The sequence below is a fragment of the Mesorhizobium sp. B3-1-6 genome (assembly GCF_006439555.1).
GTDB lineage: Bacteria > Pseudomonadota > Alphaproteobacteria > Rhizobiales > Rhizobiaceae > Mesorhizobium.
Map to the genome: position 1 here is coordinate 1 of NZ_VFTM01000027.1, position 12,786 is coordinate 12,786.

Here is a 12,786-nt window from a genome sequence, read left to right on the forward strand (position 1 = left end):
GATCTACACCCGCCAGGAGCGCAACGGCATCCTGCTCGGCACCTATGAGAAGGCCTGCAAGCCGTGGTCGCCGATCAACACGCCGTGGGATTTCGGCCACGAGCTCTTGCAGCCCGACATCGATCGCATCGCGCCGTCGCTGGAAATCGGCTTCAAGCATTTCCCCGGCATCGAGAAGGCCGGCATCAAGCAGATCATCAACGGCCCCTTCACTTTCGCGCTCGACGGCAACCCGCTGGTCGGCCCGGTGCAGGGCCTGACCAATTTCTGGTGCGCCTGCGCAGTCATGGCCGGCTTCAGCCAGGGCGGCGGCGTCGGCCTCGCGCTCTCCAACTGGATGGTGCATGGCGATCCGGGCTTCGACGTCTGGGGCATGGACGTCGCCCGCTTCGGCGAATGGGCGAGCCTGCGCTACACCAACGCCAAGGTGCGCGAGAATTATTCGCGCCGCTTCTCGATTCGCTTCCCCAACGAGGAGCTTCCCGCTGCCCGTCCGGCGCAGACGACGCCGCTCTACGACACCATGCTCGCCAACAACGCCGTGATGGGCGACTCCTGGGGCCTGGAGACGCCCCTCTGGTTCGCGCCGAAGGGGACGGAGCCCAAGGACATCGTCTCCTTCCACCGCTCCAACGATTTCGGCCCGATCGGCGAGGAAGTACGCGCCACGCGCGATAGGGTCGGCGTCACCGAGATCGCCAACTTCGCCAAATACGAGGTCTCGGGACCGGGCGCGGAGGATTTCCTCAACCGGTTGATGACCAACCGCATGCCGAAGGTCGGCCGCATCGTGCTCACCCCGATGGTCAACGAATTCGGCAAGCTGATCGGCGACTTCACCATCGCCAAGTCCGGCGAGGACCGCTTCATGATCTGGGGTTCGTCGGCCGCGCAGAAATACCATATGCGCTGGTTCGAGAAACACCTGCCGAAGGACGGCCCAAGGGTGTCAGAGGTGCGTATCCACCGCTTCGACCAGACGCTGGTCGGCCTGTCGATCGCCGGGCCGAAGTCGCGCGACCTGTTGCAGAAGCTGGTCGATGTCGACGTCTCGACCAAGGCCTTCCGCTTCATGGACTTCCGCGAGATGGCGGTCGGCGGCGCGCCCTGCATGGTCAACCGCATCACCTATACCGGCGACCTCGGCTACGAGATCTGGATGGCGCCCGCCTATCAACGTCTGGTCTACAAGGCGATCAAGGAAGCGGGCGCGGAATTCGGCCTGGTCGATTTCGGCATGCGCGCGCTGCTGTCGATGCGCCTGGAAAAGAACTTCCCGACCTGGTTCCGCGAGTTGCGCCCGATCTACGGACCGTTCGAGGGCTCGATGGACCGCTTCATCAAGCTTGAGAAGAACGACTTCATCGGCCGCGAGGCGTCAGCGAAGGAGCATGCCGAGGGTCCGAAGCTGCGCCGGGTCTCCTTCATCGTCGACGCGGCGGATGCCGACGTGATGGGCGACGAGCCGATCTGGGCCAAGGTCGGCAAGGACTACGGCACGGTCGAGAAGCCGCATGGCTATGGCGCGCCGCGCTTCGACACATCCGGCAAGGAAGTGCGTGGCTCGAAAGCCGCGGAAGGTGCTTCCGCCGTGCGCGGCATCGTCGACGGAGACTGGCGCGTCGTCGGCTGGGTCACGTCGGGCGGCTATGCGCATTACGTCCAGAAGTCGATGGCGCAGGGCTATGTCCCCGCGGCCCTTGCCGAGGACGAGAGCGCCGGCCTGTTCGAGATCGAAATCCTCGGCCACCGCCGCCCGGCCCGCATCAATGTCGAGCCGCCTTTCGACCCGAGCGGCGAGAAGATGCGGACCTGAAGCCCTACGAATTGTTGGATTGCGTCGGTTGCTGTGGCATGGTCCGAGCCCGCTACCGGCGCATCAGCATGAGAAGACCACCCCCTTGCGGCAGCTAGAGAAATGGACCGATTGGCTGTGCGATGAACGGGTCGGTCCATTCAGCGCCGCGGTCGCCTCGGTCCTCCTCTACTGCCTGACCCAGATCGTCGTGATGGCCCTGTTGTCCCATGTTGCGGGCACGGGTGTCGGCGTCGACGATTCCGAGCAATTGATGGAAATGCGGTTCCTGGCTGCCGGCTACGGCAGTTCGCAGCCGCCTTTGTACACCTGGCTGGCGATGCTCGCTGCCTCGCTGGTCGGAACCAGCGTCCTTGCCCTCAAGATCGTCAAATACGCCCTGCTGGCCGCGGGGCTGGCCGCCTATTTCACCGCCATACGCCGCCTCGGCTACTCGAACCGCGCCGCCGCGGCCGGCATGTTCGGGCTGCTTCTGTTTCCCCAGATCTTCTGGGAGATGCAGCACGCCCTCACCCACTCGGTCGCCATATTCTGTTTCACCTCGGTGCTGCTTCTGGCGCTGGCCGAGGTTGAGAAGCGGCGATCGGCCATCGCCTATGCGTTGTTGGGCATGGCGGCGGCGGCCGCGATGCTGTCGAAATACAACATCGTCATCTTCCTTGCCGCCTTGTTCCTGGCGGCTCTTTCGGTTCGCGAAACGCGCGCAGCGATCCTCGACCGCCGTTTCCTGATTAGCGTGGCGGTGGCGGTCCTGGCCTGCCTGCCGACGCTTTATTGGAGCCTCACGCATCTGGAGGATCTGCTCTCGCATCAAGGGGGCCTGGGCGTGGCCGGAGGCGGCAGCGTTGCGAAAACGGCATTTCTCGGCATCCGTAGGCTGGTCAACGCGATCGTCAATTTCGCTGGACTGCCGGTCGCGATCTTCGCCGTCGCCTACGCCCTGGCGATAAGAAGACGGACGGAGCCGCCTCAGCCGGTAAGGTGGCCGGAAAAGCTGTTGTGGCGGGCGATCGTCCTTGGTGTTGTGGTCATGGTCACAGTCGTGTTGGCGGCTGGCATCACGCAGTTTCGCGACCGCTGGATGCTTCCCGTCTTTATCCTCTTGCCCGCGGTCCTTGCCATGCGCTTCGACGCCATGGGCCAGAGGGGCCGAAAAACCCAAGCCACCATCGTCTTCGTCGGCGCAGTGCTTGCCATCCTCGTGCTGCCGCTGAGCTGGTACATGCACTTGCATGGCGGCGATAGCCGCGGCGGTATCGTGCGCACGGATTACCGGTCGCTCTACGATCAGATCAATGCCGACGGGCCGGTCAAGACCGTGGTCTCGAGCTGGTTCTGGGTCGGCAATCTGCGCCTGATCGATGCCGATCTCATCGCGCTCGACGACGAGACGCCGGACTTCGCCAGATCGATCCGCGAACCGGCGGTGCTTGTCCTGACCGATGACAGGGAATCGTCCTCGGACGTCTTCGAAGAGCTGGCGAGGGCCGGCTACGCGATGGACACCGTCCACCGCACTATTGAAGTGCCGCAGGCGCTCGGCTTTCCGCCGCGCAAGGTCACAATCACCAAACTGCACAAGAAGGCCGCGCAGTAAGTTTCAGGGGATCGAATGGACACGCAACGCTTCGGCCGCCACCGCAAGATCATGCCCTTCGAACCAGGCTCGGTCGAAGCGCTGCGCGATGCCTCGCGCGAGAAGGCGGCGTCACTCAACCAGCATGTGCTGGGCTATGGCGAGACAGCTGAGGCGGAATGGGTCGCGGCAGGCATCGCAGCGCCCGATCTGCCCGCCATGCGCAGATACCGGCTGGACCGCATTCGCGCCGAGCTGAAGCGCCGCGACTATGCCGGCGCCCTGCTCTACGACCCGGTCAACATCCGCTACGCGACGGACTCGACCAACATGCAGCTCTGGGTCGCGCACAACCCGACACGCCATTGTTTCGTCGCCACCGAAGGGCCGGTGGTGCTGTTCGACTATTTCTCCTGCGAGCACCTGTCCGACCATTCGGGTGTCGTCGACGAGGTGCGCCCGGCCGTGTCGTGGATATATCTCTACAGCGGCGAGCTGACCGAGCAGAAGGTCCGGCGCTGGGGCGCGGGCATCGCCGAACTCGTTGCCGAGCATGGCGGCGGCAACCGCCGCATCGCCGTCGACCACATCAATCCCGAAGGCGTGGAAGAACTCGCCCGCCGCGGTATCGCGACAGGCAATGGCGAGGCGGTGATGGAGAATGCGCGCCTCATCAAATCGCCGGATGAGATCCTCGCCATGCGCCGCTCGATCGTCGCCTGCGAGGCGGCGATGGGCGAGATGCAAGTGGCGCTGAAGCCGGGCATCTCCGAAAACGAGTTATGGGCGGAGCTGCATCGAGGCAACATCGCGCGCGGCGGCGAATGGATCGAGACGCGTCTTTTGTCCTCGGGACCGCGCACCAATCCCTGGTTTCAGGAATGCTCCTCGCGCATCGTCGAGGATGGCGACCTCGTCGCCTTCGACACGGACCTGATCGGTCCATACGGGTTCTGCGCCGATCTTTCGCGCACATGGCTCTGCGGCGACAGGCAGCCGTCGAACGAGCAGCGCGATCTGTTCCGCATCGCCGCCGGCCAGATCGCCCACAACACGGATTTGATGCGGCCGGGCATCTCCTTCCGCGACCTCGTCGAGCGCTCGGCGGTGCCGCCGAACGACTGCTATCCGACACGCTACGGCGTGCTCTATCACGGGGTCGGCCTGGCGGACGAATATCCGACGCTGCCGCATGCCGGCGACTGGACCGCCGACACGCCGGACGGCGTGCTCGAATCCGGCATGGTGCTGTGCGTCGAAAGCTATATCGGCAGGCTGGGCGGACGCGAAGGCGTCAAGATCGAGGAGCAGATCCTGATCACCGAGAGCGGCAATGAGAAGCTGTCAGCCTACCCGCTGGACGAGCGGCTGCTCTGATCCGCTTTCGACGGCCGCGACGGCGTCGCGCATCGCGGCAACGATTTTTTCCGGCGTCGTTCTGGCGGTGATGTAGGGCAGCCCCTTGCGCCGCGCCGTCCAGCCGACCACCTTCACGCCTTTCGCCGCCAGCTCGAAACGCCGCGCCAACGCCCAGCTTTCGCAGTCGATGGCCGCGATATCGGCCCTGCCTTCCGCGACCGCCACGATCGACGACCGGTGGCCGCCGCTTTCGCTGCATGAGGCGAAGATGTCCAGGCTTTTGTCCATGGCTTGCAGGTCGCGCGTCAGCCCGATCAGCCCGGACATCGAGTCCGGATTGTTGAAGGTGAAGCGCTTGCCACGAATGAGATCGAGCGGGACGACAGCCTTGCCATCCGCCGGCGAGACGACTGGCGGTCCGCCGTCCGCGACCATCACCAACGCGCTGGAATAAAGCTCGCCCTGCCCGCCCTCGAACGCATCGTAGCTTGGCTGGGCAATCACCTGCACATGCGGGGCGAGGCCGAGTTCCATTGGCCCCCAGCATGTTTGCCCGAACAGCAGCGCCGGGCTCAGCCAGAGCTGGAGAAAATCGAACTCGTCCGGGGGTAGCGTCGCCGGGTCGGGTGCGATCGGCTTGCCGGCGTCATCGCGAATGCCGCCGGGCACCGCCGGCAGTTCGCGATTGCTGCGCACGACCGCCTCCGGCGCATCGATGCCCCTTTGCCGGAAGGCATCGCGGAGCCGCGCCCATTGGGCGTCGACTTCGCCACGCGCCTCGGGCCAGTCATACATCGGCAGGGCCGCAACGTACTTGCTCATGTCGAATGGCTTTCAAAGACAGGCGATCTTCGGCGCCTGCGTTCCGCCGCGAAAAAAGCGGTCGCGGAAAGTCGAAACTACTCTTTCGGCGGCTCCGCCGGAACCGGGGCCGTGCCGAGCCCATTGACGTTGCGCGCCCTGACCCGCGGCTTGAAGGCGCGACCGGGCTCCGGCGCGCGCCGCAGCACCGGGTGGACGATCGGCTCCTTGGCCTTGAAGGCGTGGGCTTTCAGCATCGCGAAATAGTTCGGATAGGCATAACCGTTGTTCATCCGCAGCCACTCTTCGCGGCGCTCGCGAAACAGCTTCGGCAACCTGTACCAGGCAATGGTAGGGCTCTTGTGATGAACGAAATGCAGGTTGTTGTTCAGGAACAGGAAGGAGAGCGGCGAACGCTCCACGATCACCGTGCGCCCTTCCGGATGCTCCGACCACTGGTGCTCGGCATAGGTGCGGATCGAGATCAGCGACTGGCCGAGCCACACCGGCACCAGGATATAGAGCCACAGCGGAATGCCGAAGCCAAACGTGACGATCGGCACCACAACCGCGAGACCGATGGCATGCAGCAGCCAAGCCTTGCGGATCGCCTTGTCGCCGGCGAGGATCTGCTTGGCGTCGTCGATGAAGAAACCGACCGAGGACAACCACGGACCGAGAACGAAGCGGCCGATCATGGTGTTGTTGATCTTGAGCAGAAGCTTCATTGTCGGCGGCAGCCCGTCATGCATCCAAAGCGCCTGGTAATAGCTCTCAGGATCGTCGAGCGGATCGGTCAGGCGCTCGTCCGCATGATGGCGAAGATGGATGGTCTTGAAGCGGCGGAACGGCCACACCATGCCGATCGGCAGGAAGACGCAGGCTTCATTGATCCTGGCGTTGCGGGTCGGATGACCATGCAGCACTTCGTGCATGATCGACGATTGCAGAGCCAGGATAAACGGCAGGACGGCAAGCGCCAAAAGCGGATGGGATGGCCACAGAAGGAAGCCGATGGCGAGCCACGCGCCGTAGCAGAAGAGTGTGAGGAAGACTGTCGGCCATTCGACCGCCGGTGCGGTGCTACGTCTCTTGTTCATGCCGGTATTCATGCTTCTTGCCATGCTATCGACCACTGCCCTCCAGTCGCCGGAACCAACTCGATTCCTGACAACATTGTGTCAGGAGCCTTGCGTTACATCAACGCGACAATGCGCACAAACTGTTGCGAATGCGCATTTCTGGCTGCATATGTTATACATTGTAAACAAATATGGGGATTCATTTCCGCCTGAGCCACGCTCCGGCGCAAATTTTTCCTCTCCGAAGCAGGAGCAGCGTGGTGGACAAGCGCGATCTGTCGACGACCTTTCGAGAGCGCCTGAAATTGCTCTTGACACGGTCCGACTTGAACCAGTCGGCCTTCGCGACAGCGGTCGGGATCGACCGTTCGGCGCTGTCGCAACTGCTGTCCGGCGCCTCGACCCGCCTGCCCCGCGCCGAGACCCTCCTCAACATCGCCGCCGAGTTCAAGGTGTCGCTCGACTGGCTGCTTGGCCTGAGCCAGGACGAAGGCGTCACCGGCGAAATAAGAGAAAGCCTGGAGATCGAGGAGGCGCCCGACGGCTTCGATCGCACGCTTTTGGCCAAATGGCATGCCGAGGCCGCCGGCACGAAGATCCGCTACGTGCCCGCCGGCATTCCCGACCTTCTGCGCACCGAGGCACTGGTGGAATACGAGGCCGGCATCACCAACAAGAGCCGTGAGGCGCAAGCCGGCGAGACGCAATACCGCATCGACTACACAAGGCGGCCGGAGACCGATATGGAGGTCTGCATGCCGCGCCATACGCTGGAGATTTTCGCGCGCGGTCTCGGTGTCTGGGACCGTTTCCCGGAGGCCGAACGGCGCAAGCAATTGCTGCACATGGCAACGCTGCTCGACGACCTTTACCCGACTTTCCGGCTGTTTCTCTATGACGGCCGCATGCGCTATTCGATCCCCTATACGATCTTCGGCCCCTATCGCGCCGCTATCTATGTCGGCGACATGTACCTGGTGTTGAACGCCACCCAGCCGGTCCGCACGCTCACCAGCCATTTCGACAACCTGATCCGGGCTGCCGACATCAACGCGCATGAGGCGGCGAGTTTTGCGCAGAAGCTGGCCGCAATGTCCTTCCTGTCAGGCTCTGTCTAATCGGCTCCATCGGCCCCACCTTGGCGATCGGCTTTAGGCCGGCCGCCGCTCATCGTTTCGGGAAACCCATGCAAGCACCGCGTCACATCGTTGTTCCTCCTCAGTCGGGCCGTTCCATGCGCGTCAGGCGCGGCGATCTGATCCGCATCGTCGATCCCAAGGGCCAGCAGGTCTCGGACCTCTGGGCCTTCTCGACCGAAGGCAGGCTCGACTGGCTGAGCACCTCGCAGACCCGCGACATCACCGAGCGGCTGTTTCCGAAACCCGGCGACCATTTCTACAGCGCCGCGGGCAAGATCGTGCTGACGCTGATCGAGGACGCCTCGCCCGGACCGCACGACATGCTCTACCCGGCCTGCGACAGCGCGCTCTACGAACGGGCCGGCCTGCCCAACCACCCGAACTGCCGCGACAATCTGATGAAGGCGCTCGGCGCGGAAGGCATCGAACTGCCCTTCGCGCCCGACCCGGTCGATCTCTTCCAGAACTCCATGCCGCAGCCTGACGGGACTTTGGTGGTCGAGGCATCGATCAATCCGCCGGGCGGCTACGTGACGCTGCGCGCCGAACAGGACCTCCTGCTTGTCGTCACCGCCTGCTCGGTCGATCATCACCCGACCAACGGCGATGCCTGCACCGAGATCGAGGTCGAGATCACTCCGGCTTCGTAAGGGCTTCGCAGTCGCAAGCTCGTTGACTGGACATAAAGACTTCTTTATATCGTTATTTGAATTCGAACACGAAAGTCAAAGTCATGACCGCGACCAACCCGATTGACGCCCTGCTTGCCGAAAAGGGCGTGCTCCTGGCCGACGGCGCCACCGGCACCAATCTGTTCGCGATGGGTCTCGAGGCCGGCGAGGCGCCCGAGCTGCTCAATGAGACTTCGCCCGAGACGATCGCCAGCCTGCATCGGAATTTCGTTGACGCCGGCGCCGATATCATTCTCACCAACTCCTTCGGCGGCACCCGCCACCGGCTGAAGCTGCATCATGCGCAGGATCGCGTTCACGAGCTGAACAAGCGCGCCGCCGAGATTGCCCGCTCCGTCGCCGACAAGGCCGGCCGCAAGGTGATCGTCGCCGGCTCCGTCGGCCCGACCGGCGAATTGCTGGTGCCGCTCGGCGCCATGACTTACGACGATGCGGTCGAGGCCTTCGCCGAACAGATCGAGGGTCTCAAGGCCGGCGGCGCCGAAGTCGCCTGGATCGAGACGATGTCGGCGCCGGACGAGATCCGCGCCGCGGCGCAAGCCGCCATCCGTGTCGGCCTGCCCTATACCTATACCGGCTCCTTCGACACGGCCGGCCGCACCATGATGGGCCTGCTGCCGAAGGATATCCACGCCGTCGCCGATGGCCTGGCGCAGGCCCCCCTCGGTGTAGGCGCCAATTGCGGCGTCGGCGCTTCCGATATCCTGGCTTCGCTGCTCGACATGACCGAGGCGAAGCCGGACGCGACCGTGATCGTCAAGGGCAATTGCGGCATTCCGGAATTCCGCGGCGCGGAGATCCATTATTCCGGCACGCCGGAGCTGATGTCCGATTATGTGCGGCTGGCGGTCGATGCCGGCGCCAGGATTGTCGGCGGCTGCTGCGGCACCTCGTTCGCGCACCTTGCCGCCATGCGCAAGGCGCTGGACGCGCACACCAAGTCGACCCGCCCGACCGTCGAGACGATCGTCGAGCGCATCGGCCCGATGCGCAACAAGGTGGCGACGGCAAACACCGCCGAGACCAGCGAAGCCCGCCGCGAGCGCCGGCGCAGTCGCGCCTGATACGATTTCTACTTGCTGTTTTCAGCGTAGCGCGACAGCGCGGTATTGAGATCGGTGCCGGCACTGCCCTGATTGTCGGCGCCCATTGTCATCAGGGCGCCCGATGCGCCGGGGTCGCTGATCTGTTCCAGCATCACGCGAAAACGGTCGTTGTTGAGGGCCGAAAGTGCTGTGTTGCGCGCCGCGTCGACATCGTTCCTGATGCGCGCGGATTCCGCTGAAGGAGCGGACGGTCCGCGCACCGGGGCATTGAGCGCCGTCGAGTTCGCGTTCCCGATTGTCGTGATATGCACTGCTGATCCCTCAAATCTCTATCAGCGTTGACTAACAGAAGCTCGTTGCGGCGAGGTTCCGGAAAAGCAGCGCAGTTTAACGATCGCAAAAAGGCCGGCGGGATTTTCTCCCGCCGGGCCTTCCTTCAATCCGCAATGGCCTACTTGTTGCCGTCCAGCGATGAGGCCAGGCGCACCAGCGATAGGAACTCAGCCCTGTAGCCGAACGGATCGGCGCCACGCGCGGCATTGGCGATCTCCGCGATGCGGTCGTAGCCGAAATTCGCCGTCTGGTCCTCGTCGCGCAGCTTCTGCCCGAAAGCCGCGACCGCGACCGAGAAACGCTGGTCGGCGCCGACCGCGTCGAAGGACGATACCTCGTTGGCTGCGGTCACCGGCGTGGTGATGAGCTTCGAGACATTCTCGTCCGGCAGCTTGTAGCGGATCTTGACGAAGGCATATTCGTCGGCATTTGCGATGCCGCCATTGTCGACCTTGGCCTGGCCGTAGCGCAGCGGGTCGACCTGCTCGCCGCCGCTGCCCTTCGGCGTGATTTCATAGACAGCCGTCACCGAATGGCCCGAGCCGATATCGCCGGCATCGACGCGGTCGTTGTTGAAATCCTCGCGTTTCAAAGCCCGGGTCTCATAACCGACGAGACGGTATTCCGAGACCTTGGCCGGGTTGAACTCGACCTGGATCTTGACGTCCTTGGCGATGGTGAACAGCGTCGACGAGGCATCCTCGACCAGCACCTTCTCGGCTTCGGCCAGCGTGTCGATATAGGCTGCCGTGCCGTTGCCGTTCTGGGCGATGGTCTGCATCATCTGGTCGTTCAAATTGCCGCGGCCGAAGCCGAACACCGACAGGAACACGCCGGTCTTGCGCTCCTTCTCGATCAGTTGCTTGAGGTCGTCGTCATCGGTCTGGCCGACATTGAAATCGCCGTCTGTGGCCAGCATCACCCGGTTGACGCCGTCCTTGACGAAGGATTGCTGGGCAAGCTTGTAGGCCTCGCGGATGCCTTCCTCGCCGGCCGTCGAGCCGCCGGGCGCCAGATTGTCGATTGCCGCGAGGATCTTCTGCTTTTCGGCCGCCTTGGTCGGCATCAGCACAGTGCCGGCATTGCCGGCATAGGTGACGATCGAAACGGTGTCGTCGGCCTTCAGCTTGCTCACCAGCAAGCGGAAGGCGGACTTGAGCAGCGGCAGCTTGTCCGGCTCGTCCATCGACCCCGACACGTCGATCAGGAAGACCAGATTGGCCTTCGGCTGCTCGGCCGGCTTCACGTCGAAACCCTTGATCGCGACATGCATGAGCTTGGTGTGCTCGTTCCACGGCGTCGGCATGACGGTGACGGTCGAGTTGAACGGCGTTGAAGCCGATTCGGGGCCCTTCCAGTCATAGGGGAAGTAGTTGATCATCTCCTCGACGCGGACCGTGTCCGGGTCGGGCAGAGCGCCTTCCTTCAGCGAGCGCCGCACGAAGGAATAGGAGGCCGTGTCGACATCGATCGAGAAGGTCGAGACCGGATCCTGCGCAGTCTCATGCACCGGATTGGTCTTGAAGGTCTCGATGCGATCGCGGTTTTCCTCCTGCGGCTGCAGCTGGTCGGCCGGCATGGGCGCGGGCTGCACCATCAGCTTGGAATCGGCGAGGGCGGGCGGAGACGCTGGAACGGCGGCCGCGCCGCCTGCCGGCGTCTTGTCGGCCCGCTCAACCTCGTCGACGCTTGGCGGCGGTGTCATGGACATGATTACCCTGTTGGACGACCCGCCCTTGCCGCTGGCCGCGAGCTGGCCGCTCTCCGCCGGCGCAGGCTGCAGGGCGCGCTTGCTCTCCGGCGCAGCCTCCTGCCTTAGCAGGCCGTCGACCTCTGTCGCCGGCTGCGGCCCCGCCGGCGTCATTTGTGAATTGGCCCGGGTCTCGTCCGTCTTCTTTTCATTTGCGGGCGCCGCTGCCAGCGGCTCGTTGATCGCGGGCTGTTCCGGCGCAGGCTTCTGCGCCGCCGGCTTGTCTGCCACCGTCTCGGTGACGCTGCCGTTGCCGCCGATGACCCGCGGCTGTTCCTTCAGCATCTCGAAAGCGGCATAGCCGGCAATAGGCAGCGCGACCAGCGCGGTGATGGCCGGCGTGGCAATGAGTTTCCGTTGCATGATGTCTCTCCAGAGCATTCTTGCTCGCTCCGTGAGACGAAGGCCTGCGGGCGTTCCTTGGGAGACAGCCGAAATTCTTTCGTCCAAGTCGAAAGCCTGCATCGCGGCGGCGAACGCGCGCGCCTTCGCCACGCCGCCCGGCGCCGGTACCGCGATGTCGCGCAGCCTTTCGAGTTCGTTGTCGTCGACCATGGTCACACTTCCCCGGCTGAACGCATCAGCACTTTCAGCCGTTTCTTCGCTTCATGGATGTGCCAGGAAACCGTCGCCTCCGAGATCGCCATCACCTCCGCCGCCGCAGCGTGGTTGAGACCTTCGCCATAGACCAGCAGAACCGCGTCGCGCTGCTTGTCTGGCAGCATCCGCACCGCCGCCCACAGCGCCTCGGTTGGATCGTCGGCCTCAGCCGGTGCTTCGCCGGCAATCGACGTATAGGCGCCGTAGGCATCGGTCTTGGCGGTGTCGCGGGCGCGCTTGCGCATCATGTCGCGCGCCGCGTTCAGCGTCATGGCATAGAGCCATGTCGTGAAGGCGCCGCTGCCCTGATAGTCGCAGATTGCGCGGCCAAGCCGCACGCAGACGTCCTGGGCTATGTCCTCGGCATCGGCTTTCCCGCCGCACCAGCGATAGGCGGCGCGATAGACGAAGCCATAGTGCCTTTCGAGCAGTTTGCCGAAAGCTCCCCTGTCTCCGCCCCTCGCCCGCCCGATCAGTTCGGCATCGGAGGCTTCGCTGTCGTCCAGCATCATCGCCATCATTTGCCTGTTGGACGAAGGCTAATGGCCAATCCTTGGGGCGATGCAAAGATTTTTTGAGAAGGCACTTTTTC

At 63.9% G+C, this 12,786-nt stretch carries 11 protein-coding genes; 6 read left to right on the forward strand and 5 right to left on the reverse strand.

The annotated features are described in order from the left end of the window. The 3 genes from FJ414_RS22480 to FJ414_RS22490 form a co-directional block, all read left to right on the forward strand. Nucleotides 1–1,816 (forward strand): FAD-dependent oxidoreductase (locus FJ414_RS22480; protein WP_140646574.1); only part of this gene is annotated, 1,816 nt, incomplete at its 5' end. A gap of 85 nt (nt 1,817–1,901) precedes the next feature. Further along, nucleotides 1,902–3,413 (forward strand): glycosyltransferase family 39 protein, encoded by a 1,512-nt coding sequence (locus tag FJ414_RS22485; RefSeq protein ID WP_181181683.1) that lies wholly within the window; start codon nt 1,902–1,904, stop codon nt 3,411–3,413. A gap of 15 nt (nt 3,414–3,428) precedes the next feature. Then, a complete protein-coding gene (locus tag FJ414_RS22490; protein ID WP_140646576.1) occupies nt 3,429–4,769 on the forward strand; it encodes a Xaa-Pro peptidase family protein in 1,341 nt (446 codons plus the stop codon). Here the strand turns inward: FJ414_RS22490 and FJ414_RS22495 are convergent. Together FJ414_RS22495 and FJ414_RS22500 are read right to left on the reverse strand one after the other, a co-directional pair. Continuing rightward, complete coding sequence (locus FJ414_RS22495; RefSeq protein WP_140646577.1) at nt 4,737–5,573, reverse strand: PhnD/SsuA/transferrin family substrate-binding protein; 837 nt, start codon at nt 5,571–5,573, stop codon at nt 4,737–4,739. The two genes, FJ414_RS22490 and FJ414_RS22495, sit on opposite strands and share 33 nt — an antisense overlap. Before the next feature lie 77 nt (nt 5,574–5,650). Then, nucleotides 5,651–6,652, reverse strand: a complete 1,002-nt coding sequence (locus tag FJ414_RS22500) for a fatty acid desaturase (protein ID WP_181181684.1) — start codon at nt 6,650–6,652, stop codon at nt 5,651–5,653. Between the two features lie 242 nt (nt 6,653–6,894). On the opposite strand from FJ414_RS22500, the gene FJ414_RS22505 reads away from it, so the two are divergent. From FJ414_RS22505 to bmt, 3 genes are all read left to right on the forward strand, one after another. Further along, nucleotides 6,895–7,752 carry a helix-turn-helix transcriptional regulator gene (locus tag FJ414_RS22505; RefSeq protein ID WP_140646579.1) on the forward strand — a complete coding sequence of 286 codons (858 nt, stop codon included), beginning with the start codon at nt 6,895–6,897 and terminating at the stop codon, nt 7,750–7,752. Between the two features lie 68 nt (nt 7,753–7,820). Further along, nucleotides 7,821–8,423 (forward strand): urea carboxylase-associated family protein, encoded by a 603-nt coding sequence (locus tag FJ414_RS22510; RefSeq protein WP_140646580.1) that lies wholly within the window; start codon nt 7,821–7,823, stop codon nt 8,421–8,423. Nucleotides 8,424–8,506: 83 nt separating this feature from the next. After that, nucleotides 8,507–9,529 (forward strand): betaine--homocysteine S-methyltransferase, encoded by a 1,023-nt coding sequence (bmt, locus tag FJ414_RS22515; protein WP_140646581.1) that lies wholly within the window; start codon nt 8,507–8,509, stop codon nt 9,527–9,529. Nucleotides 9,530–9,537: 8 nt separating this feature from the next. Here bmt and FJ414_RS22520 read toward each other — a convergent pair whose 3' ends face one another. From FJ414_RS22520 to FJ414_RS22530, 3 genes are all read right to left on the reverse strand, one after another. Then, nucleotides 9,538–9,822: a hypothetical protein gene (locus FJ414_RS22520; RefSeq protein ID WP_246672478.1), complete on the reverse strand. Its 285-nt coding sequence runs from the start codon at nt 9,820–9,822 to the stop codon at nt 9,538–9,540. 140 nt (nt 9,823–9,962) lie between these two features. After that, a complete protein-coding gene (locus FJ414_RS22525) occupies nt 9,963–12,149 on the reverse strand; it encodes a VWA domain-containing protein (protein ID WP_140646582.1) in 2,187 nt (728 codons plus the stop codon). Nucleotides 12,150–12,151: 2 nt separating this feature from the next. Next, a complete protein-coding gene (locus tag FJ414_RS22530) occupies nt 12,152–12,712 on the reverse strand; it encodes an RNA polymerase sigma factor (protein WP_140646583.1) in 561 nt (186 codons plus the stop codon). Nucleotides 12,713–12,786 lie beyond the last annotated feature (74 nt).

What these genes read in the sequence shown, in the direction of transcription:
- FJ414_RS22490 (WP_140646576.1), top strand. Translation starts at nt 3,429, where the DNA reads ATGGACACGCAACGCTTCGGCCGCCACCGCAAGATCATGCCCTTCGAA.
- FJ414_RS22495 (WP_140646577.1), bottom strand. Translation starts at nt 5,573, where the DNA reads ATGAGCAAGTACGTTGCGGCCCTGCCGATGTATGACTGGCCCGAGGCG.
- FJ414_RS22500 (WP_181181684.1), bottom strand. Translation starts at nt 6,652, where the DNA reads ATGAACAAGAGACGTAGCACCGCACCGGCGGTCGAATGGCCGACAGTC.
- FJ414_RS22510 (WP_140646580.1), top strand. Translation starts at nt 7,821, where the DNA reads ATGCAAGCACCGCGTCACATCGTTGTTCCTCCTCAGTCGGGCCGTTCC.
- bmt (WP_140646581.1), top strand. Translation starts at nt 8,507, where the DNA reads ATGACCGCGACCAACCCGATTGACGCCCTGCTTGCCGAAAAGGGCGTG.
- FJ414_RS22525 (WP_140646582.1), bottom strand. Translation starts at nt 12,149, where the DNA reads ATGGTCGACGACAACGAACTCGAAAGGCTGCGCGACATCGCGGTACCG.
- FJ414_RS22530 (WP_140646583.1), bottom strand. Translation starts at nt 12,712, where the DNA reads ATGGCGATGATGCTGGACGACAGCGAAGCCTCCGATGCCGAACTGATC.